Genomic DNA, 25956 nt, shown 5'->3' on the forward strand with positions numbered 1-25956 from the left:
TGCCTCATTCGTGTCTGGATCAATGCGTTCCATGTCCTTCCTCCTTCGCTGTATCACATCGTGCTTGCTTGTTTTGTTGCTGATAAGCGTCGGCTGCAAGGATGCGGCGAATGTCGAAACGCCCCCCCATCGGTCTGAGACGCAGGATGTTACTGAATCGCACCCCGCTGCGGAATCCGAAACGACGGACTCACCGACGCTGAGTGACAACGAGAAGCAGACGTTCGTCAATCGGATGCGTCCCAAAGTCGAGACGTTTTGTGGTGATTGTCACTCAATGTCGCCGCCGGAAAGCTCGACCATCGAAGAGTGGATCGATGAAGTGGATCAGGGATTCATGCTCTATCAAACCTCGGGGCGCACGGATCTGGAGGTGCCTGATCGTGATCAGGTGGTGAAGTTCTTTCAGTATCAGGCTCCTGAGAAACTGATTCTCACACACGGAATCGCAGGCTATCCGCAATCACCCGTTCGGTTTGAACGTGTCGATGCCGACTATGCCGACAATCGTCCGCCGGGCATCACGCACATCCAGTGGATGGATCTGGGAATCAAATCAACACCGGCGCTAGTGTATTGTGACATAGGTACCGGGGCGGTGAAGGCGCATTGGCCGTCCGAATCGGATCGTCCCACCGTTCGACTTGGCACCGTTTTGCAACCGGTTCACGTTGCCCCATGTGATCTCGATCAAGATGGGATGGTGGATTTGGTCATCGCCGACATCGGCGAATTCAACGCCAACGAAAGCGACCTTGGCCAAATCGTATGGTTGCATCGCAAGTCGGAATCCTCCGCCGCGTCCGCAACCGAGACGGAGTCTGCGTCGGAAGACGCACCGGATCAAGCGAAATTTGAAAAGACGGTGTTGCTCGATGGTCTCAGCCGGCTTGCCGACGTGCGTCCAGCCGACTTCGATGGCGATGGTGACATCGATCTACTAGTCGCTGCATTTGGATGGCGAACGACTGGCAAGATTTTTTTAATGCGAAACGACAACCGATTCGACGACGGAGTGCCTCAGTTCACGGTCGAAACGGTCGATGATCGTCACGGGCCCATCCATGTTCCTCCGGTCGATCTGAACCACGATGGGCATCTCGATTTCATCGCCTTGTTTGGGCAAGAGCACGAGCGGGTGGAAGCCTTCCTGAACGATGGCGAAGGAAACTTTAGTAGCGAGCTGCTGTGGGCAGCGCCCAATCCTGCGTACGGTTCAAGCGGGATCCAGTTGGCCGATCTCGATGGCGACGGCGACGTCGATGTGCTGTACACCAACGGCGATTCGTTTGACCGGGGTGCCAAACCCCATCACTCGGTCCAGTGGCTCGAAAACGAAGGCACCTACCCCTGGAAACATCATCCTCTGATCCACATGCCCGGCGCGATGGCAGCCGAGGCAGGTGACTTTGATGGCGACGGCGACTTGGATGTGATCGCCACTTCGTTATTGGTAGGGGCCAGTCGAAAACAAGTCGATGCAGTGGATTCGTCGTCAATCGTGTTGCTGCTGCAGACGGCGAAAGGTGAATTCGAGCCAACCAAGGTCGAAGCGAAATCGCATCAACACTTAGCACTTGAAACAGCCGACTTCGACGGGAACGGCAAATTGGATGTCGCGGTCGGAAATTTCCTTCGCAATGGTCCCAAGGACCAGCGCAACCAGCCCGACCAGCCAGATCTGATCCTGCTGTTTAACGCGGGTAACTAAGGCATTCCTGTCGGCGTCCCAAGGATCGCGACTCCAAATCACGGTTGGATTTTCTCACCCGGCCTCGCCGTGTGCCCCGATCGCTTGAGCAACCAACCCCTCTTTGCCGTCACATTCTTGCCCGGCAGCATCACGGCAGACGAAATCAATCTCGACTAAGTCATGCGTTTCTTGCATGGATGCTATCTGGAGTATGCATTGGACGAATGCGTCTTTTGCACCGATAGTAGGGACGTGTTGACTTGCCGATCCGCCATAGTTCTATGTTGCCGGTCTGCGAGTCTGCACTGCGTAGGTCGAACATCCATCCCCACCTCTCAGGACAGATCACATGACAAACCGAACACGCTTCGCTCGCACATTGACGAGCTTCGCGATGCTCTGCATCGCCGCCCCTGGGTTTGCCCAGGTCAAACCAGACGCGATTCCGCTGGGCGAAATGAACACCGAGAAGGAAGACGCATCGAAACAGCAGCCTGCATCAAAATGCCCGGTGATGGGGGCGGTTACCGACCCGAGCCAACGGCACACTGCGGCGGGGGTCTACCAGAATGGGGATTGGTGGCCGAATCAATTGAATCTGCAGATCTTGCATCAGAACTCGGCCAAGAGCAATCCGATGGGATCGGATTTTAATTATGCCGAGGCATTCGAGGAACTCGATTTGGATGCGGTCAAGAAAGACATCAACGAATTGATGACGACATCGCAAGATTGGTGGCCAGCCGATTACGGTCACTACGGTCCGTTCTTCATTCGCATGGCGTGGCACAGCGCGGGGACCTACCGCGTGGCTGATGGCCGCGGCGGTGCGGGATACGGCACGCAGCGGTTTGCGCCGCTGAACAGTTGGCCGGACAACGGCAACCTTGACAAGGCACGTCGATTATTGTGGCCGATCAAACAGAAGTATGGCAACAAAATCTCTTGGGCTGACTTGATGGTGTTGACCGGAAACTGCGCGCTCGAATCAATGGGGTTCGAAACGTTCGGATTCGCCGGAGGCCGCGAGGACGTGTGGGAACCTCAGCAAGACATCTATTGGGGGCCCGAGACGGAGTGGTTGGGTGATGAGCGATACAGCGGTGATCGCGAACTCGAAAACCCGTTGGCCGCGGTGCAAATGGGGTTGATCTATGTCAATCCCGAAGGCCCCAACGGAAAACCCGATCCGCTTGCTGCCGCCAAGGACATTCGCGATACGTTTGGCCGGATGGCAATGAATGATGAAGAGACGGTGGCATTGATCGCGGGCGGTCACACGTTCGGAAAAGCGCATGGTGCGGCGGATCCGAGCAAGTACGTCGGTCCTGCGCCCGAAGGGGCTAGTATCGAAGAGCAAGGACTTGGTTGGAAAAATTCGTACGGCACTGGTAACGCGGGCGATACCATCACCAGCGGATTGGAAGGGGCTTGGTCATCCACTCCGGCCGAATGGTCGCACGAGTACTTCGAAAACCTGTTCGCCTATGATTGGGTTTTGACCAAGAGTCCCGCGGGAGCCCACCAGTGGACTCCGAAGGACGAATCCGCAAAGGGAACCGTCCCCGATGCTCATGATCCGTCGAAATCGCATGCTCCGATGATGTTCACCACCGACTTGGCTTTGAAGATGGACCCGATCTATGGTCCGATCTCAAAGCGATTTCACGAAAATCCCGACGAGTTTGAAAAGGCGTTTGCCAAGGCGTGGTACAAATTGACGCATCGCGATATGGGACCCTATTCGCGTCTGCTCGGATCCGAAGTGCCTGAGCCGCAATTGTGGCAAGACCCGGTTCCCGCAGTCGATCACGAATTGATTGACGATCAAGATATCGCCGATCTGAAAACCAAGGTTCTTGAATCAGGGTTGTCGATTTCGCAGTTGTTGGAAACCGCATGGGCATCGGCATCGACGTTCCGTGGTAGCGACAAGCGAGGCGGCGCCAACGGAGCACGCCTTCGTTTGGCACCTCAAAAGGATTGGGCTGTGAATCAGCCCGCAGAGTTAGCCAAAGTGTTGCAGAAACTCGAGAAGATCCAGAAGGATTTCAATGGATCGCAAACCGGTGACAAACGGGTCTCGTTGGCCGATGTGATTGTGTTGGCCGGCGCGGCTGCGGTCGAACAAGCCGCGAAAAACGGCGGTCACGATGTGCAGGTTCCCTTTGTGCCGGGGCGAACCGACGCGTCGCAGGAACAAACCGATGTCGAGGCGTTTGCGGTGCTCGAACCGACTGCCGATGGCTTTCGCAACTACGTTGCTCACGGCAAATTGGACCGAGCCGCCGAAGAGATGTTGGTCGATCGAGCGAACTTGTTGACGTTGACCGCCCCAGAGATGACGGTGTTGATCGGCGGAATGCGAGTCTTGAACGCAAATGCCGACGAGATGAAATTGGGAGTGTTCACGGATCAGACCGAAACGCTTTCGAATGACTTTTTTGTCAACTTGTTGGACATGAACACGGTATGGAAAAAGTCCGAAGTATGCGAGCACTTCTATGAAGGACGTGACCGCGAAACCGGAAACGTGAAATGGCGTGCCAGCTCGGTCGATCTCGTGTTTGGTTCAAATTCGCAGCTGCGAGCAATCGCCGAGGTATATGCCTCGGATGATGCCAAGACAAAATTTGTCAACGACTTCGTGGCGGCTTGGAGCAAGGTGATGCAGCTGGATCGCTTTGACCTGGACCGAAACGTTCAAAAGGGGACGCAGTACGCGACGGCGTCGGGACGTTAAGCAGCCCGCAGGGTTGCACGTGTGAGAGATGATTGCCCATTAGGCGGTTGATCTCTCGTGCGGGCGACCACAGACGGCTCGTCCGTCGACGTGATGCACGTTGAAAATCGGAATGTGGGATGAGGGTTCTATGCGGTCGCGGGTGGAGCGACAACCTGGAACTCGATCCCACATCTTTTCGTTCAACGCACACCACGGGGCCTCGTTTCGGCGGGCCTTTCGTGTCCTGATACCGACGGGAATTGAGTTTTTTTCCCGTAATTATTTGATTGCATCGCGGGTGGCCCCGATATAAGGGACAGGTTGGTACAGTCGTAGGGGTTATGAACGCCTCGATTTGAATGAGCAAGCAAACTCGAGGATTCAGGTGCAGAACTGGAAACTGCAACTATCGCTGCAGGCGGTCACGCTGTTTGCGACGCTGGCACCGCTGCACGCCGAATCTCCGGCAGTCCAACCTCCGGTCGCCCCATCGGCTGGTTTCGCGTCGATTGATCCGCCGGCACCTTCGCCGCCGCTGCTACAGGATCATTCGTTTTCTACGGGGCTCCAAAGCTCTACGAGGATCCAAGGTTCTACAGGGATTCAAAGCGACCCCTATCGAGCCTACGCCGCCTTCACCGGACGCGGCGATGAACACAGCCGGCTGCACACCGATCTATTTGTTCCGCTGATTTCGGACCGTCAGAATCTGTTGTTTTCGGATATCCGGGGGCAATTTCTCAGCGGTGGTGGTGCCGAGGGCAATGTTGGCTTAGTGTACCGGCACATGGTCGCCAGCGATTACATTGTCGGGGTCTATGGATTTTATGACGTTAAACGTTCCGCCAACGAGAATACGTTCCACCAAGCCACGATTGGCGGCGAACTGCTAACGGATGTTTGGGATTTTCGCTGGAACGGGTACCTGCCCGAAGGCGGTTCTGTGCACGCGGTCGACGCGAGTGCGGTCATTTCCAACGGCAACTTGGTGGTGCAAAACAACCAAGAACGCGCTTACGCGGGGACGGACGCCGAGGTCGGGTTGCTGCTGTGTCGCATCCCCAACTACTTTGACAGCGAGCTTCGCGGTTTTGTCGGGGCCTATCATTTCGACACGAATTCACCCACGGCCGAATCAATCCAGGGGCCGCGGGTACGTGCCGAATTGCGGTCCTTTGACTTGCCGTTTTTGTCGTTGGATTCTCGATTGACGTTGGGGGTGCAATATCAGCACGACAGCGTTCGTGATTCTCAGACCTCGGCTACGATTGGTGTGCGAATGCCGTTTGGTCCCGATCGCCGTCGTCATCGCCGCATGTCACGAATCGAACGACGGATGACGGACGTGGTCGTTCGCGATGTCGATGTCGTCACGCACACAACGCCAACCCCCGGCGGTCAAGAAGTTGCCGTCCACGCGCTCTATGATTTCGAGATCGGATCGGTGACGGTGCTCGATGCGAGCACTGCCGATCTGCCCGCCGCGGTGGCAAGTGCCACGACGGACTCGGTAATCATCGATGGCGGTCGCGGTAATATCTACCTGTCCCAGCCGATCGAGGTCCAAGACGGTCAGCAAATACTTGGCGGTGGGTTGCAGGTCAAAGGGGCCGATACAGGGATCCACGCCTATTACGGAACCCCGGTGAACTTGTACGGAACGGACGAGACCCAAGCGGTCATCCTAACAGCGGACAACAGCGTCATTTCGGGGTTCAATATCTTTGGCGGTCTGCACGGTATTTCCAGCGACCTGCCGAGCGGTTTGGATGACCTCGTCGACGTGCTGATTTTTAGTAACAACGTGACCGGAGCCGCCGACAGCGGATTCCGCTTTGGAACCCTCGATGCCGATAGTATCATCGCCCACAACCGCGCGACCGACAATGGTGCGCACGGTTTTGATATCGAACAAAACGAAGGCTTGTTTGTTCAGAACAATGCGCTTGGCAATGCCGAAAACGGATTCGATTTGTTCGACAACGACGGCGAGGTGTCGCTAAACCGCTCGCTACGCAACGAAGGGTTCGGGTTCTTCGCCGACGACAACTCAGGCAACATTGACGAGAACGAAGCGTACGAAAATGGACTGAGCGGTTTCGACTTTCTTGACAACACCGGATCGATCGCGGGGAACTTGTCGGCAGACAATGGGTTGCAAGGATTTACGTTCGCTCGCAACAACGGCGTTATCGAAGACAACTTGGCCTTCGACAACGGCGGTTTTGGATTCGACTTTGCCGACAACGACGGTACCGTCCAAGGAAACTTGGCGTTTGACAACGGCGATGTTGGATTTGATTTTGCCGACAACTTTGGCTTGTTCCAAGAAAATATCGCGACGGGGAACTTCGGTGCCGGGTTCGACTTCGTCAACAACTCGGGGCAATTCCTAGCGAACGAAGCGATCGAAAACAGCGGCAGCGGTTTTGACTTTGTTGAAAATACGGCTGCCGGTACGTTCTCGAACAACGTCGCCGAAGACAATGGCGAATTCGGGTACGACGGAACCAATTCGGGAACGGCGGTGAACAACACCGGTGCGGACAACGAGGACGGCAATGACACCTTTCCTTAACAGGTAGCGACAACAGCGTGGTTTCGCTGGCGAAGCTTGCTCAGTGTTTCGGTCCGCAGTCGCGGGTTGCCGATCATTGGATGCCAGGTTCGCGACGACGAAATGCCGCAAAACACTGCAGATAAAACAACACGGTCTTTGGCCGAACGGCAGCAACATGGACGGGAGTCGCGAGCACCGATGCCGCAACCAAGCACAAACATCACTCAGAACTCACTGCGATCACTTGCCGCATTCGGCGTGGTGATCCTGTTCGTCCTGAATTCATCGTCGCTGTTTTCACAGCAGCTCGCTCTGCCGCTGACGGATCCGGTCATGCAGGCACCCCAGATCCAAGCTCCGCAAATGCAAGCCCCGCAAATGCAGGGACGGGGATTGGCCGCCCCCGGACTAGTTGTTGACGACAACGCACCGCAACCCGGTGCAGCAACCGCGAAAAACGAGGCGATTGCGGCCGACGCCCGGGTCGCCCGTCTGTTTGGCGAGGTCAGCCAGGTGGACGAATTGCCGGCCGACCGTGGACCGCTGGCTCGTTCGCCGGCCGCCGACGCGGTGTTTCGTGACGAGGCACTTGGACGACGCACCGCCGATGTCGGCGATTTGCTGAGACGTTCCAAAGGTGCTCACGGGGTGTCGATCCAGAATCGTACGCCCATCGTCAGCGACACGCGTGTGCGTGGTCAACGAGTGGGGCAAGTTCTTGCATCCGGTTCTTACTGGGCACCCGCCCGGATGGACTTGGATACGATGATGAGCAAGATTGATTCGCGGTTGGTCGAGGATTCGATTTTGATCAAAGGTCCCTACGCCAGTCGATATGGACCTGGGTTTCGCTTTGTTGACCTCGAGTTCTTGCAATCGCCACGCTACGAAAACGGCTACGAAGGTCACGGTTCGACCAGCGGAACCTACACCTCCAATGGCGAGCAATTCTATGGCCGTCAATCATTCTGGGGCGGCAGCGATGACTATGGTTTTCACATCAGCTACGGTCACCGCACCGGCAACGATTACGAAACCGGACAGGATGGATTCTTTATCCCAGCGAGCTACAAGTCGCGAGACCTGTTTGTCGCTTACGGCTTCGATTTGAATGATCATGAAAAGGTCGAATTCAACGCCTTGCGATTGGATCAAACCGATCTCGAGTTTCCGGGGTTGGTTACCGATTTGAACTTTTTGATCACCGATGGTTACGAGATCACCTACACCAACGATGCCCCGTCGTTTGCAGATCGATTCACCAGCGAAGTTTGGTACAACCGAACGCGGTTCGAGGGCGACACGCGGCGCCCCGGCAAGGCACGGCAGATCCCATCGCTTGTCGATGCATTCCAGCCTTCGTTCCTCGGCGCTGCCGATGGTTCCACGACCACCGATGGCGATGCGCTCTCAGCCGGTTACCGTTTCGAGTCGACATTTTTCTCGTGTGGTTCTCAGACCTCCGTCGGGACCGACCTGATTTATCTGAACCAAGAACTCAACGAATACGACTACTACGACCCCGACCCTAACGACAACAACTTTCCGATTCCACGCAGCGATTCGATCGACGTAGGAGCCTATGTGGAGCGGATCATTCAGTGGGACGAGGACGTGGTCGTGACCGCAGGCACGCGAATTGACGGCGTGTTTACCGATTCACGTGACATCGTCGCCGGAGTCCCTGAACCGCTCAGCGTGCTCGAAGACACGACGCTGGACAAGGAATTCTTGTTGGGATCGGCCTACCTGACCGCAAACCGAAATCTTGGGGCGGGGTGGAACAGCAGCGCTGGGATGGGGTTTGCCATGCGACAACCCACGCTGACTGAAATGTATGCCGAATACACCTTCATCGGTTCGCTGCAGCGAGGGTTGACGTTTCTCGATGGCGATCCCGAACTCGAATCCGAGCGTTTGTACCAATTTGACCTCGGACTGCAATACACTTCCGACGATGTCACGTTCGGTGTGCATGGACACCATGCTTGGATTCAAAACTACATCACGTACGATTTGTTTGATCCGGCGGGAACCGTCGACGGGTTTCAACAAGGAGCATCGTTCGTCAATACGGATCTAGCGACCTTGAGTGGATTCGAGACCTATGGGCAAGTCGAGTTGACATCGATGGTGTCCACGTTCGGCATCTTGACTTATCTCGAAGGCCGCGATCACACTCGGCTCGAACCATCGCGGCACACCGGAGACACAGTTCGCAGCGGCAACAGCACGGTGGACGAAGAACCGCTGCCGGGGATCGCGCCGATGGAAGCCCGTGTCGGTTTTCTGATTCATGACCCCAGTGCCGAAGATCGCTGGGGCGTTGAGCTGGCTGCCCGTATCGTCGACAACCAAGATCGAGTGGCGACAACGCTACAAGAGATCGAGACGCCCGGATTCACGGTCTACGACATTCGTAGCTACCGACGCTTTGGCAACTTGCTGGTTACCAGCGGCTTTGAGAATTTGACGAACAAGTTCTACCGCGAGCATATCGATTATCGCTCGGGACTTGGCGTGTTTCGCCCCGGATTCGCCTTCTACGTCGGCGGCGAGCTCACGTATTAATGTGGGATAGGCTTCCAGCCTGTCGTCGGGTGCAAGGCATTCGGGTCCATATCGATTATCGCTCGGGACTTGGCGTGTTTCGCTCCGGATTCGCGTTCTACGTCGGCGCCGAGCTCACGTATTGATGTGGGATAGGCTTTCAGCCTGTCATCGGGTGCAAGGCATTCGCGTCCATATCGATTATCGCTCGGGACTTGGCGTGTTTCGTCCCGGATTCGCCTTCTACGTCGGCGCCGAGCTCACGTATGAATGTGAGATAGGCTTCCAGCCTGTCATCGGGTGCAAGGCATTCGCGTCTCGGGCGTCGACCTCTACAAACCACACCCAAACGATCCGCGACGAAAAAGACTTCCAATGATGACGGAGGGGAAATCTGGCCCATCACCGCACTAACCGCAGACGCGGTTACGGCCCGAGCGTTTGGCTTCATAAAGTTGTTGGTCTGCCGCACCGAGCAGGGCACTCGAGGTTTTAGGTTGGCCTGGGTTCAAGACCGTGAATCCAAAACTGGCGGTGATCGGCAACGGTCCCGCAGCGGTGTCAAAAGGAGTATCGGCCACCGCGTGGCGGCAGCGTTCGGACATCTCACGAGCATCGTCGTGTCCGGTGGCCGCCAACAGCAAACAAAATTCTTCGCCTCCATAACGTGCCAGCAGATCGTCGCTGCGACAGATGTCACCAATGCGTTTTCCAAACGTTCGCAGCACCTCGTCGCCGACAAGATGCCCGTAGGTGTCATTGATCGATTTGAAATGATCGATATCGACCATCACCACCGACATCTCCATTTGTGCACGAGTCGAACGAGCGATTTCTCGGTTCAACGCTTCCATCAAGTAGCGTTTGTTCATCGTTCCGGTCAATGCATCACGCGTCATCGCACTGTAGACGGTCTCGTGATATTGCGTCTCGACGCATCCCGCGGACAAGAATCGAAATAGGAAACTGCCGATTCGGATCGTATCGCCGCTCCGCAAGGGACAGCCCGAGTCGATCAATTTTTCGTTGACAAACGTGCCGTTGGTACTGCCGAGATCGCGAACCAAGTATCCATCTTGACTGCGAATCAACATCGCGTGTTGACGTGAAACGCTGCTGTCAAACAGCGGAAGATCGGTTTCAGGCGATCGGCCAATCGAAAACTGATCGTCTTCGAGTAATTGCATGCCCTCGATCACATCGGGCGGATAGATCTGGACTAAACAACATTCGGTTTCGCACGGGCTTGGATCGATAATCCGTTGTCGTCGCAGCGTCGCCTCGTTGTGATTTTCGCCGCTGGGGGTTACCGGGAATGCAGCGGCATCGATCGATTCGTGATGAATGGAGGCGGAATGGGGCATGATGGTTCGTTCTTAATCAAGATTACTGGGCAAGCGGATGAAAGGCCGTGACTTGCCAAGGTTTTGTTTGCTTTTCCAAACATGGGTCACGCGATGGCAAAACACGTGGCTCGATCGATTTCAATCACTCGCTCGAACGTGATTCGGTGTCGGTTGGCGCGATGTTATCGATCGTGCCGATCGCTCCTTGCGGGATCGCGTCGGTTTCGACCGTCGCTTGTTGGATGTTGGCCACTGCATCACGCAGCTGGCCGAGGCGTTGATCTTGCGGGGCGGTTAATGTTTGATCAGCGACCCAGCAATCTTGGCGTTGTACCGAATCCAAGTGTTTTGCCGCTGCATCCATGTTGCCTTGGTTTGTATGGTGGGCGGCAAGCAGCACTTCGGATCGCATCCAGTTGAGGGTGTCGTCGATCGTCAAGTTTTCGTAGTCCTTCAGGATCTCGAACGCGGATGTCGCCTTCTGGGCGTGTTCAATCGATTCGTTTGCAATGACGTTTGCGTTCTGTGCGGATTCCAGCGTGACCATCGCAAGGGCATGGTGCGTTTGGGCGTAACGGCGTAATCGGTCCGCCGTCACCTCTTCTCTCAGCAACGCTTCGTACGTCTGCAACGATTGTCGCAGCAGCCGCGTCGCCAGTTCGGGATTTCGAGGGTTTCCGTTCGCCAACAGTTGTCCCAAGTTGTTCTCGGCGGTTGCCAAGTTGACACGGTAAAAACCATCGTCATCGGTAAGCTGCCAAGCGGTTTCAAGCAGCCGAATCGAAGCTTCAAAATCGGCGGTCGCGTCGGCGTGACGTCCGATCGCAACCAAGCTGTTTCCGCGTTCTAGCAGTGCGTGAGCGAGCGATTGCATATAGTCGATACGATCCGGATCGGCCGTTAGCCATCGCTTCAAGTCGTCGATCAAGACCGACCAAGACTCTGCGGCAAGTTGATGTTGTCCTGCCTGTGTCAATCTTCCGCAGTGGTCGGTTTGAATATTTTCAGACAGTCGGCGATCTCCCACGGTGCCTCGCCGTTTAGTCAACCAACGCGCGACCTGTAGCGATTGTTGGTACGACGCTTCATTCCACTGCCAATCCGATGGTGGATTGTTCAGGATCGCAAAACGCATCGCCAACTCCAAACGAACAAACGCCGATGCCACGCGAGCTGAGAACGGGTCAAGCGGTGGAAGTGAGTCGTTTGATTTGGCGTGATAGTGTGGTTGGATGATTTGCCACAGCCATAGTCGGGCCGAGGTGATGCGGTCCTGCGAAGGTAAGTTGGCGGTGGATTGATCGCTGATCAACAACTGCCCTATCAACGATTGGATGCGTTCGAGATGAAACAAATAGTCAATGGATCCAGTTTCGATCGCGGACGATGTCGTGTTCGCCGCAAGTGAGACAGGTGTCACGATGGAATCAAGGTTGCCGGACGGGGCTGATTGCAGCAGTGATTCGGCAGCGCGGTAATGCTGTTGTGCTTGTTCGGGTTTCCCGGTCAAGCGATAGAGATCGCCCAATCGAAGCGAGGCCTTGGCTCGTTCCAGCAATGCAATCCGTTCGGTGTTGTCGGTCGAAACGGACAGGGATCGACCGGAGGATGCGTCGATTACGAAATCAGCCGAAGGTGCGGACGCGAGATTTTGTTTGGTGATGCGGTCATACTGGTCAATCGCACGCTCTAATAACTCCGATCGCAGTGTCGCCATGCCGGGGTAGAATTGAAGCGATCCGCTCAGTTCGACCAACCATGTGTCGGTCGCATCACGGGCCTCGGCCAGACTCAGGATCGCTTCGCGATGCGCTCGCTGTGCCTCGATACGGGCGAGTTGCTCCGCGCGATGCGACTGTTTGATCACAATGGCGAATGCGATCGAAGCGATCAGCAGTACCGCGACGCTGATCGCGATCGTGGCAGCCATTCCTTGATGATGACGGCTCCAGCGAATGCTTCGCTGGATCGGGCTTTCACGATGCACCGAGACGGGATCGCCGGCAATGAACCGCCGCACGTCGCTGGCCAATTGGTCTGCGCTGCGATAGCGATCCTTAGCAGAGGCCGACATCGCTTTGTTGACAATCGATACCAGCGGCGATGGCGTTCGCGGCTGGATCGTTCGCAGGTCGGTATACGAGGCGTTTCGGACTTGTTCTAAAATCGTTTCGACCGACTGGCCGTGATAGGGATGACGGCCTGCGATGACAGTGTAGAGCACCACCCCAAGCGAATAGATGTCCGAGGCCTGGTCGATCTTTGAAATATCGCCGGCTGCCTGTTCCGGAGACATGTACGCGGGCGTGCCCACGATGGTTCCGTCCGGCTCGATCATCGATGAGACCTCGGCCTGTGTCTCGCAGACATTAGGACGTTCGTCGCTGTGCTGCTGAACGGCGTTTCGGTTCACCGACTGTGCCAATCCCCAATCCAACACGATCGTTTCACCGAAATCGCTGATCATCACATTGGATGGTTTCAGATCGCGATGAATAATGCCTCGTTGGTGCGCGTAGGCGACGGCGTTGCAGACATCGACGAAGCGTTGCAGCAGTGGTTCGAGTGATTCGCCGAACTGGAAACGCGTCTGACGTTTGGTGGTGTATTGCTGATGATGGTGTTGGATGAATTCGCGAAACGTCAAGCCGTCGAGCAACTTCATCACATAGAACGCATCCCGCTGATCTCTCATCTCGTGGACCGGAACGATCCCGGGATGTTGCAATTGGCTGGTCACCTTGGCTTCATGCAGAAAACGTTGACGTTCCTGCTCAGTCACGTCGTCGGCGTCACTAAAGCGTTTGACGGCAACTTCGCGATCCAATTGGCGATCGACCGCTTTTTCGACGATGCCCCATCCGCCTCGCCCCACCTCGCCGAGACTCTCGTAGCGTGATGGCGTGTGGCGACCCTCGTTGGCTAGTTTGGTTGGATTCGCATGGCCGCATGAATCCGGGGTGGGATTCGATCCGATCGTGACATCCGGGATCGAATTGGACGAGGCCGAGGGACGCTGGCGATTTCGTCGAGAGCGTGAGCGGCTTCGTTTTGCCGATGCGTCGCTTGGGTTCAATCCATCACTGCTAAATCCGTCAGAGCAAGTCGCGTCAGATTGGAGGCCACTCGATGGAGTGCAAAGCCGGCTTGTCGAGTCAGGGTGATTTGATTCAGAGTTTGTCATGCCGGCGGTTATTGCGAAGTCACTTGCTGCCCCGAGTCTGCGACCCGATATTCCTTGTTCCGCTGGAAACGTAGGTTGTGCTGTTGTGCCGGTGCGTGACGGTGACTGCGCAAAACGCTCATGTCTGCAATGAACAACTCGCCAACGAAGCGGTTGCACTAGTCCTAACGAATATCCGTATCGAAACGAGCAACCAAGGGACGCCCACGGCTTCAAAACACGCGTGCGTGGTATCCGGCTGCGTATGCGAGCGTCCGCAGCTGATTCGTTCCTCAATCGAATTGATTGATCACCGTGACGCCGGTGTTGGGATAGCGATCCATTGTGGTCAGTGCTTCGAGTGATTCTTCGAGCCGGATTGTTTTGCCCACCAGCTTTTCGGGCTGCAGTTTGCCGGCGGCCATCATCGCCAACATTGCCGGATAGCGATGCGACTGCATGCCGTGGCTGCCCAGGATCTCGAGCTCGTTCGCAATCACTTGGTCCATCGGCACCGGGGGCTGTCGGTGTTCGCCCAACATCAGCCCGACTTGGATGTGTTTACCACGCTTTCTTAGATTGGCGATAGAATTGAAACAGGTGGTCGGACTGCCCAACGCGTCGAGCGAAACATGCACCCCTCCGCGAGTGATGCTCTGCACTTGGGTAACGACGTCGTCCACGACCGCCGCGTTCACCGTTTCGGCCGCTCCAATCGCTCGTGCAAAGTCGAGTTTCTCTTCGTGGATGTCGATTGCAATCACGTTCGCGCCCAAGGCGTTGGCAATCATGATCGCAGACAACCCCACACCGCCACAGCCATGAACCGCTACCCATTGCCCGCCGCTGAGTTGGCCTTGGTCGACGATAGCCCGAAACGCGGTTGCAAACCGGCACCCCAGACTTGCGGCCGTCACAAAATCGATCGCTTCGGGAAGTCTGACCAAATTGGTGTCGGCGTAGTCGATTGCGACGTACTGGGCAAACGATCCCCAGTGAGTGAAACCGGGTTGAAATTGCCGTTCACACACTTGGTGTTCGCCCGCAGCACACTCAGCACACGTGCCACAACCACACACAAACGGCACGGTCACTCGGTCGCCGACTTGCCAACGGCCGACGTGGCGGCCAACTGCTTCGATCACCCCCGCCAACTCATGCCCAGGCACATGCGGCAAGCGAATATCGGGATCGTGCCCCATCCATCCGTGCCAATCGCTGCGGCACAGCCCCGTTGCTGCGACCCGGATCACCACTCCGTGATCCGAAGGCGTCGGGTCCGCCACAGTTTCAATGGTCAATGGAGAGGCGAATTCGCTATAGATCGCTGCCCTCATGCTGGCTCTCGCTTTTTGATTCACGTTTGAAAACGGGGTGTGGTTCGAGCGTTGTTTTAGCGAAACAAGCTAGCCTGCGTGAGCCCAATGCCGTCTGCTTTGGCACGCATCCGTTGCCCGCGGCTTTGCTACAATGCGGTCGACGCATCGGTTTCTTCGGTGCGAACACCGTCGCCGAGTGTCGCAGTTCGCTGCGGTGAAAAACATGATGCCTTCGACTTTGTCGTCTTTTCTCGTGCTGGCTTCCTCCGAGCCCTCTTCGGGCGGCGGACATGGAGTCACCGAACAGGTCGCGGTGATCTTCGCACTTCTTCTGCTCGCAGCCGCGGTACTCGCGATCTGCAATCGGTGGAAATTGCCATTCACCGTGATGCTCGTCATGATCGGATTGACGCTGGCGTTGATCAGCAAGCATGTGCCGACGTTTCGCTTGTTGGCCGAGTACACGATTTCGCCCGACGTGATCTTGTTCGTCTTTCTTCCCACGCTGGTTTTTGAGTCGGCCTACAACTTAGAAGTTCGGCAACTTCAAAAGAATCTTCTACCCGTGCTGATGTTGGCGATTCCGGGGCTGCTGCTATCGACGTTGATTATCGGTGGCATCGTCGCGTTGTTGACGGAGATTCCCTTGGCCGCGGCACTGCTGCTCGGTTCGATCCTCAGTGCGACCGATCCTGTTGCCGTGATCGCATTATTTAAACAGCTCGGCGCCCCAAAACGGCTGACTGTCTTGGTCGAGGGAGAAAGTCTTTTTAATGATGCGACGTCGATTGTCGTCGCCGGGATCCTGCTGAGCGTCGCGACGGACGGATTCAGCGGCGGAGCAGCACTGCAGGGACTGGCACAATTCTTTGTGGTGTTCTTTGGGGGGATTTTCGTTGGCATGTTACTTGGCTGGGTGTTCGGACAGTTGTTGCAACGCGTCCGCGCCAATTCGGACATCGAAATATCGTTGACGATGGTTTTGGCGTATGGTTCGTTTCTGATCGCCGAACATTATCTGCACGTCAGCGGAGTGATGGCGACATTGGTTGCCGGGCTGATGATGGGCAGCTGGGGACGCACCAAAATCTCGCCCGAAGTCGGCGGCTTTATGCACCACTTCTGGGAGTACATGGCGTTCGTTTGTAATGCCTTGATCTTCCTGCTGGTCGGATTAAGCGTGGATTTGAGTGACCTTTACAACGCGATCGGCGTGCTGGTGGTCGTGCTGGTCGCGATGCAAATTTCGCGAGCGGTCGTGATCTTTGGACTGGTGCCGCTGACTGGAAAATTCTCGCAGACGGTCAGCAAGGCGTACCAAATCGTGATGGGTTGGGGTGGATTGCGAGGTGCGATCGCATTGGCGATCGTGCTGTACCTGCCCGACAGTTTTCCGTACAAGTCGCAATTCACTGCGGTCGTGATGGGCGCGGTGCTGTTCACGTTAATCGTCCAAGCGACGACGATCGGTCGACTGGTGCGAACGCTCGGGCTGGATCAACCCAGTGCCGCCGACAAGCTGGCCAGAATCGAGGGACAGATTACTGCCAAGCACAATGCGCTCAAGCGAGTTCCGGAATTGCAGGCCGGCGGCTTCTTCTCCTCCGTCATCGCGAGTCGGCTTCAGGATCGCCTCCTCCGCGAACTCGATGAACTGACAAGTGAACGCGAAAGTTTACGGGCACATGAACTCAGCAGCGACGAAGAGCGAGCGGTGGTCTTTCTTCGCTGCTTCGGATTGGAACGAAAACTGTACTTTGACATGTTCACCAAGCGGCATTTGTCCGAGCGAGTCTATCGCGACTTGGCCTTCTCATTAGAGCTATGCAGCGAATCGATGCGGTATCAGGGCGAGTTGCCCAAGGCGACGATTTACGATCCCAAGCGTCAGGCGATACGTCAGAAAGTGACCCAAGTGATGCAGCAGATCCCGCTGGCACGCTGGTGGGCTAGCCGGATCGGCGTCGCTCGCACCAGCGGTGAGTATGCCCGCGCGTGGGGACGTTATCAGGGATGCGACCAAGTGCTCGCTCACTTGGACAAGATTGCAAAACAAGAGGATCGGTCGGTGGTCGAAGAGGTTCGCCGCCGCTATCAAGCGTGGCAAGCGTCGGCGAAATCGCGAATCGATGCGGTGGCCGAACAGTTCCCCGAATTCGTTCAACTGATGCAGGAACAACTCGGGGAACGATTGGTGTCGCAAGCACAACGCGAGGTCATCCAGAGCGAGAACATCGCTGGCACCATCCCCGATGGGATCGCCAGCGAAATCATCGAGAACCTGCGGCAACATGTCGGCCAACTCGATGCCAAAACGCTTAACGCACAATTGCACGTCGATCCCAGTGAGTTGTTGCGAAAGGTTCCGTTCTTTGAACAGACGCCGCGCGAGGAGTTCAATCGCGTGGCCAGCAAGCTGCGCGAGCACACGGTGCCCTCAGGACAAGACATCATCTGCGAAGGCCAAGCCGGTGATTCACTGTTCTTGATCGCCCGTGGCGTGGTGCGGGTGGTCAAAGACGTCGACGGCGAAACGAAACAGCTCAACACGTTGGTGGCGGGACAGTTTTTCGGTGAATTGGCGTTGTTGTTGCGTGAACCCCGCTCCGCTACCTGTCGCGCGGTGACGCCCTGTGCTTTATATGAACTTCGCCGTGTGGACTTGGACGCCGTGCGGAGTGCATGCCCTGCGATTCAGCATTCGCTCGAAGAAGTCGCTCGAGAACGCCACGGTCGCGACGGAACGTAGCGACATGGATGTGGCAGTTAGGCAGAGCCGTGGTTATCAGAAGCCAGTCCGCAACCGTCACCGATCCGTTGGGGCTTCGGAAGGGAGTTCGCTGGGCGGACTGACCGGTTGCGAGACGACACTGGCGGTCGAGGCATCGACTGGTTTTGCTGGGCCGTGCGATGCGTAGGCTTGCACTAACACCACTCCGATCACGACCGCCAACGTGCCAGCGTACTGCATCGGATGGGCCGAAAGCAGCTCTTGCTTCATCCACAGTCCGATCGCGACCGATACAAGCGTGGCTCCGCCGAACACAATGGGCATGACCAGATCCGGGGCCCGGCTTTTGAATAACGCCAACGTGAGTGTTAATGCTCCGAACGCGCCGAGTGATCCGGCGATAAACCCCCAACGAACGGTCACGGGGGCAAAATGAAAGTTATCTTTGGTCGCCAGGATGCCCACCACTCCGCCGACAATCCCAATCAACAGATAGGCGACACCGATCAAAATAAAGGGTTTGAAGGGACTCTGCCCTGACACACGCGACGTTTGCAATGCGGGGCCGTACATGCCCCAAAACAGACCGGTCAGCAGCGCGAAAACAATACCGTAAACCTTTGGACTCATGGTGACTCGGAGCGATGATTGGGGGGGTGGCGAGTGGATGCATGCGGATCAGGCAAGTGTGCCAGTCAACGTCATTGTCGCAATGGTTCCCCCCGCAGGGAATATGGCATGAACCATGGAACATGGGGATTCGATGAAAGATCCAACATGCCGTTTTTGCAGCATCGTTGCCGTGCCAAAGACGCATGTACTGTCGCAGCGTACTCGTTCACCAGCCGGCAGGCGCATTCACCAGAACGTCTGCTACCTTCTGATGACGATCGCTAACGCGTGAATCATGCTCGCACGTGTTTGCCATGGCCGACGTGTTTCGCATGCCGAGGACGCGAGGGAGTGTGCTTCATCCGTTCGGTCAGAATGCCGACCACGGCAATCGCCACCAGCGCTCCGATCCATAGCCAAGGCGAGGTCCCGGTCCACTGCGGAAGAGTGATCTCGCCTGCGTCACCCCAAGCTTTGGCAAACGCCGAGAGCTGTGGATAGAATCCGACAAACAACGCGGCTCCGAACAGCATCCCCACAACACCAACCATCGCGTCGCGGCGTCCTTCACCGCACGCAGCCACACTGGTTCCAGGACAATAGCCAAACAGAGCCATGCCCGCACCAAAGCAAATGCCGCCTGCCAGAACGCCTGCCCACATCAGCGGTTTAAGGTGTAGCGAAACCGCATTGGCTTCCAGCAACGCATAAACTCCGACCGAGCCGACCACGACTGCGGTCCCCATGATCTTGACCACCGTCCAATCACGGAACAGGAATTGACCGAGGATGACATGGTATTTCGCGACACGTCCCTTCTGCAACAAGATGCCGAAGACGATGCCCGTGATCAGTCCGAGAGCAAGTTTCCAGATGGGATCAAACATTTTCGCTAGCCCTCCGGCCGTAAAGTAGAAATGCGGTAACAATGGCAACCGTGAAAAAGGTGATGCTGAACACCCAGCTCGAGGCCGCAAGTTGCAACGTTCCGCTGATTCCGTGACCGCTGGTGCAACCTTTGGCTAGTCGAGCACCAAACATCATCAAACCCGCGGCAAAGAATGCGACGCTCATCCGAAGTGCGGCACTGTCGCCAAACCGCCGTCGCCACATCTCTGGAACGACGACACGCTCGCGATCTCCCGAAGCAAACGAGCTGAGTAGACTGCCCAACAACACGCCAACCACCAGCATCCATTCCCAGCCGATCTTGGGCGAGTTGTCTTGAAAGTAGGAATTCGACTCAGCAAATTGCGGCGCGACCGCCTGGATCCCCAGCGCTGCGGTGTGTTCAAACGCAGTCGTGATTCCTAGAGGATGGTCGGCACTCCAAAAAGCGAACCAACTCAGCACGCCAATGCCAGCGCCGACCAAGTAGGGTGACCAGGCGTGTTTTGCCAAAGGATTGTTCATCTCAGTTCCCGTTTTGGTTTGCAAATACCGTGTCTCGATTGGTGGATGCAATCGTTGCGTTGCCCCTTTTGCTGATCGCAAACGCTCCTTGCTAGTCGCAAACGAGCCCGCGCAAAACCTGGCACCGAGGCACGCAGCTAAACATCAATCATCTGTCTTTAAAGATCTGCAATTGCTGTTCCTATTTTGATGGCACGCCACAAGGCGTTTTGGGGCATTGCGGTCCGCTTCGCAAGACGAAGGCAAGACGAAGCTTGACGCCGGTACTCGATTTGCAAGTTTTCCATTTTTCACGTGTTTCTAGCTGTGCACGTAATCCAATGTTTCAAATCACTTTCCACACGATAGACAAAAGGGCTACCAATGGCTGAATGGATGAAAATGAACGACGAAATTACCGTAGGCCCACAACCGACGGCGAACGAGATTGAAGGTTTAGCGGACAAGGGCTTCGCATCGCTGGTCAATTTTCGAACAGCCGGCGAGGAGGATCAGCCATTGTCGCCGGACGACGAACAGAAGAAAGCCGAGGCGAACGGGCTGGAATATCTACACGTTCCCGTGGACATGCAGGGGATATCGCCCGAAGCGGTCGATCGGTTTCGCGAACAATACCGAAAACTTCCCAAACCCGTGTTTGCTCACTGCAAGTCGGGAAAACGGGCCGGTGCGATGATGATGATGCACATGGCGGCCGAGCAAGGAATGACGGGGGAGCAGACGCTCCAACAGGCCAAGGAAATGGGCTTCGAATGTGACCAGCCGGAGCTCGAAAAATTTGTCAAGCAATACGTCGACTCGCATGTTGCTCGCTAGGCAACTCTACGTTCGTTACGAAACCTTTTATGGTATCCCCAGAATGAACAGCTCTAGTCATATCAAAGGAAATGCATTCTCGCGTGATCAGTCCACCGGGCGTGATCACGCGGACCACCGCGATCAATCTCAAGGCGAACCCCATTCGATCGGCGAAACCTTGCAGCTGCTCGAGGAGGCGTCCGAGGATCGTGAAGAGATCTCACTCGGTGACGCTCTCGATGCGATCGGCCAGCATTCCTTTGCTCCGTTGTTATTGCTGCCGGGGTTGATCATGGCGCTGCCAGGGCCAGCCGATCTCCCCGGCGTTCCGGTCATTCTCGGCTTGTTGGTTATCATCGTCGCGGTCCAAATGGTGCTCAAACGCGAGCATCTTTGGATTCCCGGCTGGATGGAAAAACGACGGGTCCGTAGCGAAACGGTCAAGAAAATGGTGCGTTGGGGGCAACGTCCGGCCAGCTGGATCGATCGATTGACCAAGAAACGCTTTACCGCGCTGGTGGACCACGCCGGGTATGCCGCGATTGCCATTGCGTGCATCTTGATCGCCGCTGCGACCCCGGTGCTCGAATTCGTTCCTTTCAGTGCGAACATCGCCGGGGCGGCGATCGTCGTGTTTGCCTTGGCGCTAATGGCGCGAGACGGACTGCTCGCGGGGTTGGCGATCTTGCTGTCGCTGGGCGTGATCGCGATGATCGGCTACCAATTCGTATAACCGCTGGCCCGAATCCCTTTGCAGCTTGCTCGGCGGTCCCTCGAAACATGGATCGGATTGCCCTGTGCGCAATCGAAGATCGCTCGCCACAGAACGTCGCTCCGCGACTTGGTGTCAATTTCAGAACCGAAACCTTGGACTAAAGTCCAAGGCTATCCCACAAAGTGCCTCCGGCACAAAAACAGCAACTTCAGAACTCACGCGTCGGGTTGTCATGACCTGGCAAAAAACGACTCCGAAATGCTTCATCGCGTTGGAAAAACGGCTAATACGCCGAAAGACACCTGCCGACCTGCTTAGCGTTGTTCATCCGCGATACACCACAGCGCTTGGTCAGTCCGAATCAGGATGTCGGTGCCGGCTGCGACAATCGATGCGTTTGTATTTTCGTTCAATTCGTTCTCGGCCAATTTGTTTAACTTGGTTGTGTGCGGTTTGAAGACCGTGGTGGTACCCGACTTGGTCAACAAGAACATGCGACCGTCTCCGGTCTGCGTGATGCTAGACCATGTACCCCCACCTTCGGTACGAGCTTTCCAAAGTTGGTCGCTCGTTTGAACGTCGATGCAACTCAGCACACCATTCATGTTGCAGATGTAGATCGATCCATTGTCGACAACCCCGGTCCCCAACCATCCTTGGTCTTTGGGTTTGTGCCAGATCCGATGTGTCTCCGTGACATCACCACGGCCACCGGCCCGGACGGCCAGCGATGCACCACCATAACCGCCCAATGCAACGACGACGCCGTTGGATTCCATCGGCGAGGCGTAAGCCAAGGGGCCCGTTCCGCCGCAAGTCCAAAGTCGCTCTCCGCTGGCGGGATCAAACGCGCTGACTCGCCGAGACAGCGCGGCGACCAATTCAAAGTGGCCATCGACCTCGATCACGATCGGTGTGTTCCATGCACCTCGCAGCCGCTCGCTGCGAGGTTTGTTGCTGCTGAAATCATTGGCGTTGCCGTCATTCTCAGGGCCGCTGAGAGCGCGTTCGGCTTGATCATCCAGGGCGTCCACCTGCCATTGAGTTTCGCCAGTGGACTTGTCAACCGCGATCAGGAACTCGTTGTTGCCGGGTCCGAACAACAGGATGCACATATCTTTGTGCAGGATGGGCGACGTACCGTAGCCCCACATGTGTTCTTGCTTGCCAAGGTCGCGACGCCACATTTCGTTACCATCGACATCCCAACACACCAGCCCGGCGGACCCAAACCATGCAATGACATGTTTCCCATCGGTCACCGGCGATGCCGAGCAATAGGGATTCGTTTTGTGTGACGTTTCTTGCCTGTCATACGTGACGCTGCGTCGCCAAAGTTCGCGACCCGTTTCTCGATCAACACAGAATAGACTTCGTTGATTCGATTCGGAGATCGGTTGAGTGAAGAAGACACGGTCGTTCCACACGACCGGCGTCGAATTGCCGGCTTCGGGCAACTCGATTCGCCATTTCACGTTTTGATCGGGCCCCCACTCAGTTACCACACCGTCGGCCGACGTGACGCCTGATCCCGTGGGCCCTCGCCACTGCGGCCAATTCGAATCGGCTGCAAATGAGATTGAAACCAAGTTCAGAAAACAGAGGGCCATTGCTACGTAACAGGCTGTTTTCATGGTGATTCCTGGAACATGAGGGGATTTGAAGAAGCGCGGTAGTGGATCTTGCCAAAGATCCTGCATGCGGGATCGTGATCAAAATCCACGACGACCTGCGTCGTAATTCAATTTTTTGGGGACTCAACGCGACCGAAAGATGTCGCTAGTCAACGTTTCCGTCATCATCGTGTGCAGTCCGTAGTTCTCGGCTTTGACTCGATTCAATATATCATCGATTTCAAACTGGTCGGTCCGCTCCATATGTCGCCCCGTGGCATACATCAGCGATTTTTCAATCAAATTTCGGGCGAACAGGTCGCGGCGACTTTCCAGTAGCACCTTTTTGAATCCAGGAAAATCTTTGTAGGTTTCACCTGATGGCAGCTTGCCCGACGGATCCACGGTTGCCGCCGTCCCCTTGCCTTTTGGCTTTGGATATTTCTCGCGCCAACGTCCGATGGGGTCGAACGTTTCCAGTGCATAGCCGAGCGGATCGATGTTGCGGTGGCACACGTAGCACGCTTTATCCTCGCTGTGCCGCGTCAATTTCTCTCGGATCGTGGTCGCTCCGCTGACATCAGAGTCAATCGCGGGAACTTCGTCCGGCGGCGGAGGCGGGGTGATGCCGAGGATGTTTTCGAGAACCCAAACGCCGCGGGTCACCGGTGACGTGTCGACCCCATTGGCGCTGACGGTCAACACGCCCGCCATCCCCAGCACGCCGCCACGCTGTTTGTTCTTCGCAAGGCTGACTCGTTGGAATCCGTCAGCCAAACGAAGCGTCTCTCGCTCGGGTAATCCGTACAGCGTTGCCAATTTCTTGTCGACGAAGGTGTAGTCCGCATCAAGAAAATCGATCACCGATCCATTCTGATCAAGCAGGTTTCGAAAGAACAGACGAGCTTCCTGTTTCATCGAGTCCGGCAAATTCTGTGCGTAATACTCCCAGGCCGCGTTGCGAGGCGGAGGCAGATTGCCAATGTCACGTAGGTTAAGCCAGCTGTCGAGAAAGCCGTGGATGAATTCGTTGGATCGATCATCCGCAAGCATCCGAGTGATCTGTTTCTTTAACTCGTCCGTCTCGGTTAAACGGCCGGATTGCGCGGCGGCGAAAAGTTCATCATCCGGTGGGGCCGCCCACAACGCGTAGGAAAGTCGCGAGGCGAGATCGAACGGTCGTAGCCTGGTTTCGTCCTCGGCTGTGATTTCGCTGAGGTACAAAAATGAGGGCGAACACAGGATCATCTTTAGCGTGTCCAATGCAGCCTGTCGTGGAGTCGCATTTTCGGACAAACGCTTTTGATACATGGCCTCGATCCGCGTGCGATCGGTATCATCCAGCGGACGCCGGTACGCTCGTTGACCAAACGCGACTAACTGCTCGATCGCTCGGTCAGCCTGAAATCCTTCCTTCCCGAAAACCGCCTGTTCCTCTTTGCCGCCACCAGGTTCGGCAAGCGGACCATGGACTTTGACCTCGCCGATCTTGATATGCGGTAGCGCGCCTTCGCGAAGCAGTGCCGTGCGACTGACCCCGACCTTCGGTGCTTTGAATTCATCCTTGTATCGCTTGTTCAACGCGATCACCGTCGCCCGTGATTCGTACGGACCATTGGGGAAAATGAAACGAGGCGTCTGTCCGGCTTCCAACCACACACGAAAACTCAACCATTCGGGTTGGTCGTCGGGCACAATCGTGGTGGCCAAAACCGGTTCGATGGCTTGCGGGTAGTGGATGTGTCCCTTGGTGGCGTCGCCTGGAACCACCGCCAATTGAAACGGTTCGGAAAGGTCGATGCGAAAAATCTTCGGATCGTAATGCGTGTCCCGGTGCATCGCTTGCGCGTGAACTTGGATGTCGTAGAGTCCTGACACCGGGACTCCCTCTAAAAAATCCTCGATGTGCCCATAGCCGCCTTGCCGCGTATCGGTATTGGGTTGTTCATACAAACAGAGGTACTCGAATTTGAACACGCTGCGGTGGGCGCCGGTGAGTTCTTCGTACTGCTGGAAATTGTCGGTAAAGTGCCACGATTTGGGCTGCATCGCCGGTTTGCCAAGACGAGTCTCGACCAGCCGTGATGCGGCTTGCAGGTATTGGTCCAGCAGAAAGCCCGACGTCACCAACGCTTCGCCGATCGTGTCCATATGACCGCTGGTGTTTTCCTTTGGAAAGTCCGCTGTCAGCCCCAACGTATCCACGCGGCGGTCAAGCAGTGTCGCAAGCGTGTTTTCATACTCGCGATTGGAAAGCCGACGCATCACCGTGCGGCCACCCGAGCTCCTAAAGTTTTCGCGGGCCTCCGCGATACTACTTCGCAACACACTCAGCAGTGCTAAACGCTCGTCGTCGTTGGGTTGCTCGGCGTCCTCGGGCGGCATCACCTTTAACGTCACTGAATCGATGATCTCATCGGCCGTGATCAGTTGCTGCTCGGACGTGATCGGTAGCGTGAACGATTCGAATTCACGCTCACCTTCAGCGGATCCCGTGTCGTGGCATTGCAGGCAGAATTCGCCTATGAAGTTCGCCACGACCGTCTGTTGATCAGCCGCTGAGTCCGCGGATTGTTCCGGTCGAGGTTCCGCGTCCGCCGCGGAAACCTTTCGCGGCACGACAACCGCGAGAATGACTAGGCCGAGCATGACAAGCCCGACCGTAACGCAAACGGCAGAAAACGGACGCCGATTGATGGAATGACACAGATGCATGGT

The 25956-nt window shown here is 56.1% G+C and carries 16 protein-coding genes; 7 read left to right on the plus strand and 9 right to left on the minus strand.

Going from position 1 to position 25956, the window contains the following annotated elements; all coding sequences use genetic code 11:
* Nucleotides 1-31 precede the first annotated feature (31 nt).
* Nucleotides 32-1711, plus strand: a complete 1680-nt coding sequence (locus ABEA92_RS14985; protein WP_345684649.1) for an FG-GAP repeat domain-containing protein — start codon at nucleotides 32-34, stop codon at nucleotides 1709-1711.
* Nucleotides 1712-1765: 54 nt separating this feature from the next.
* Here ABEA92_RS14985 and ABEA92_RS14990 read toward each other — a convergent pair whose 3' ends face one another.
* Nucleotides 1766-1888 (minus strand): hypothetical protein, encoded by a 123-nt coding sequence (locus ABEA92_RS14990; RefSeq protein WP_345684650.1) that lies wholly within the window; start codon nucleotides 1886-1888, stop codon nucleotides 1766-1768.
* A gap of 154 nt (nucleotides 1889-2042) precedes the next feature.
* On the opposite strand from ABEA92_RS14990, the gene katG reads away from it, so the two are divergent.
* From katG to ABEA92_RS15005, 3 genes are all read left to right on the plus strand, one after another.
* Nucleotides 2043-4436, plus strand: a complete 2394-nt coding sequence (gene katG, locus ABEA92_RS14995) for a catalase/peroxidase HPI (RefSeq protein WP_345684651.1) — start codon at nucleotides 2043-2045, stop codon at nucleotides 4434-4436.
* Between the two features lie 367 nt (nucleotides 4437-4803).
* On the plus strand, nucleotides 4804-6996 hold the full coding sequence (locus ABEA92_RS15000) for a right-handed parallel beta-helix repeat-containing protein (RefSeq protein ID WP_345684652.1): 2193 nt from the start codon (nucleotides 4804-4806) through the stop codon (nucleotides 6994-6996).
* Nucleotides 6997-7176: 180 nt separating this feature from the next.
* On the plus strand, nucleotides 7177-9549 hold the full coding sequence (locus ABEA92_RS15005; protein WP_345684653.1) for a TonB-dependent receptor: 2373 nt from the start codon (nucleotides 7177-7179) through the stop codon (nucleotides 9547-9549).
* 389 nt (nucleotides 9550-9938) lie between these two features.
* Here the strand turns inward: ABEA92_RS15005 and ABEA92_RS15010 are convergent, their stop codons facing one another.
* The 3 genes from ABEA92_RS15010 to ABEA92_RS15020 all read right to left on the minus strand — a co-directional run bounded on the left by ABEA92_RS15010 (nucleotide 9939) and on the right by ABEA92_RS15020 (nucleotide 15374).
* Nucleotides 9939-10892: a diguanylate cyclase gene (locus ABEA92_RS15010; RefSeq protein ID WP_345684654.1), complete on the minus strand. Its 954-nt coding sequence runs from the start codon at nucleotides 10890-10892 to the stop codon at nucleotides 9939-9941.
* A 124-nt stretch (nucleotides 10893-11016) separates the two neighbouring features.
* A complete protein-coding gene (locus ABEA92_RS15015) occupies nucleotides 11017-13950 on the minus strand; it encodes a protein kinase domain-containing protein (protein WP_345684655.1) in 2934 nt (977 codons plus the stop codon).
* Between the two features lie 380 nt (nucleotides 13951-14330).
* Complete coding sequence (locus tag ABEA92_RS15020; protein WP_345684656.1) at nucleotides 14331-15374, minus strand: zinc-dependent alcohol dehydrogenase family protein; 1044 nt, start codon at nucleotides 15372-15374, stop codon at nucleotides 14331-14333.
* Nucleotides 15375-15579: 205 nt separating this feature from the next.
* Between ABEA92_RS15020 and ABEA92_RS15025 the strand changes: the two genes are divergently transcribed.
* Nucleotides 15580-18105, plus strand: a complete 2526-nt coding sequence (locus ABEA92_RS15025; RefSeq protein ID WP_345684657.1) for a cation:proton antiporter — start codon at nucleotides 15580-15582, stop codon at nucleotides 18103-18105.
* Nucleotides 18106-18162: 57 nt separating this feature from the next.
* On the opposite strand, the gene ABEA92_RS15030 is transcribed toward ABEA92_RS15025, so the two are convergent.
* From ABEA92_RS15030 to ABEA92_RS15040, 3 genes are all read right to left on the minus strand, one after another.
* Nucleotides 18163-18717 (minus strand): hypothetical protein, encoded by a 555-nt coding sequence (locus tag ABEA92_RS15030; protein ID WP_345684658.1) that lies wholly within the window; start codon nucleotides 18715-18717, stop codon nucleotides 18163-18165.
* A gap of 275 nt (nucleotides 18718-18992) precedes the next feature.
* On the minus strand, nucleotides 18993-19586 hold the full coding sequence (locus ABEA92_RS15035; RefSeq protein ID WP_345684659.1) for a YeeE/YedE thiosulfate transporter family protein: 594 nt from the start codon (nucleotides 19584-19586) through the stop codon (nucleotides 18993-18995).
* Nucleotides 19579-20193: a YeeE/YedE thiosulfate transporter family protein gene (locus tag ABEA92_RS15040; RefSeq protein WP_345684660.1), complete on the minus strand. Its 615-nt coding sequence runs from the start codon at nucleotides 20191-20193 to the stop codon at nucleotides 19579-19581. Before ABEA92_RS15040 ends, ABEA92_RS15035 begins: the two co-directional genes overlap by 8 nt.
* 300 nt (nucleotides 20194-20493) lie before the next feature.
* On the opposite strand from ABEA92_RS15040, the gene ABEA92_RS15045 reads away from it, so the two are divergent.
* A complete protein-coding gene (locus ABEA92_RS15045; RefSeq protein ID WP_345684661.1) occupies nucleotides 20494-20928 on the plus strand; it encodes a protein tyrosine phosphatase family protein in 435 nt (144 codons plus the stop codon).
* 43 nt (nucleotides 20929-20971) lie between these two features.
* Nucleotides 20972-21643, plus strand: a complete 672-nt coding sequence (locus ABEA92_RS15050; RefSeq protein ID WP_345684662.1) for an exopolysaccharide biosynthesis protein — start codon at nucleotides 20972-20974, stop codon at nucleotides 21641-21643.
* A gap of 296 nt (nucleotides 21644-21939) precedes the next feature.
* Here the strand turns inward: ABEA92_RS15050 and ABEA92_RS15055 are convergent, their stop codons facing one another.
* Both ABEA92_RS15055 and ABEA92_RS15060 read right to left on the minus strand, forming a co-directional pair.
* On the minus strand, nucleotides 21940-23259 hold the full coding sequence (locus tag ABEA92_RS15055) for an outer membrane protein assembly factor BamB family protein (RefSeq protein ID WP_345684663.1): 1320 nt from the start codon (nucleotides 23257-23259) through the stop codon (nucleotides 21940-21942).
* A 123-nt stretch (nucleotides 23260-23382) separates the two neighbouring features.
* Nucleotides 23383-25887, minus strand: coding sequence for a DUF1592 domain-containing protein (locus ABEA92_RS15060; protein ID WP_345684664.1), 2505 nt, complete (start codon nucleotides 25885-25887; stop codon nucleotides 23383-23385).
* Between the last annotated feature and the right edge of the window lie 69 nt (nucleotides 25888-25956).

The organism is Novipirellula caenicola, assembly GCF_039545035.1.
GTDB classification, from domain to species: Bacteria; Planctomycetota; Planctomycetia; order Pirellulales; family Pirellulaceae; genus Novipirellula; species Novipirellula caenicola.

What these genes read in the sequence shown, in the direction of transcription:
- katG (WP_345684651.1), top strand. Translation starts at nt 2,043, where the DNA reads ATGACAAACCGAACACGCTTCGCTCGCACATTGACGAGCTTCGCGATG.
- ABEA92_RS15005 (WP_345684653.1), top strand. Translation starts at nt 7,177, where the DNA reads ATGCCGCAACCAAGCACAAACATCACTCAGAACTCACTGCGATCACTT.
- ABEA92_RS14985 (WP_345684649.1), top strand. Translation starts at nt 32, where the DNA reads ATGTCCTTCCTCCTTCGCTGTATCACATCGTGCTTGCTTGTTTTGTTG.
- ABEA92_RS15045 (WP_345684661.1), top strand. Translation starts at nt 20,494, where the DNA reads ATGAACGACGAAATTACCGTAGGCCCACAACCGACGGCGAACGAGATT.
- ABEA92_RS15035 (WP_345684659.1), bottom strand. Translation starts at nt 19,586, where the DNA reads ATGTTTGATCCCATCTGGAAACTTGCTCTCGGACTGATCACGGGCATC.
- ABEA92_RS15010 (WP_345684654.1), bottom strand. Translation starts at nt 10,892, where the DNA reads ATGCCCCATTCCGCCTCCATTCATCACGAATCGATCGATGCCGCTGCA.
- ABEA92_RS15055 (WP_345684663.1), bottom strand. Translation starts at nt 23,259, where the DNA reads ATGAAAACAGCCTGTTACGTAGCAATGGCCCTCTGTTTTCTGAACTTG.
- ABEA92_RS15030 (WP_345684658.1), bottom strand. Translation starts at nt 18,717, where the DNA reads ATGAGTCCAAAGGTTTACGGTATTGTTTTCGCGCTGCTGACCGGTCTG.
- ABEA92_RS15060 (WP_345684664.1), bottom strand. Translation starts at nt 25,887, where the DNA reads ATGCTCGGCCTAGTCATTCTCGCGGTTGTCGTGCCGCGAAAGGTTTCC.
- ABEA92_RS15020 (WP_345684656.1), bottom strand. Translation starts at nt 15,374, where the DNA reads ATGAGGGCAGCGATCTATAGCGAATTCGCCTCTCCATTGACCATTGAA.
- ABEA92_RS14990 (WP_345684650.1), bottom strand. Translation starts at nt 1,888, where the DNA reads ATGCAAGAAACGCATGACTTAGTCGAGATTGATTTCGTCTGCCGTGAT.
- ABEA92_RS15050 (WP_345684662.1), top strand. Translation starts at nt 20,972, where the DNA reads ATGAACAGCTCTAGTCATATCAAAGGAAATGCATTCTCGCGTGATCAG.
- ABEA92_RS15025 (WP_345684657.1), top strand. Translation starts at nt 15,580, where the DNA reads ATGATGCCTTCGACTTTGTCGTCTTTTCTCGTGCTGGCTTCCTCCGAG.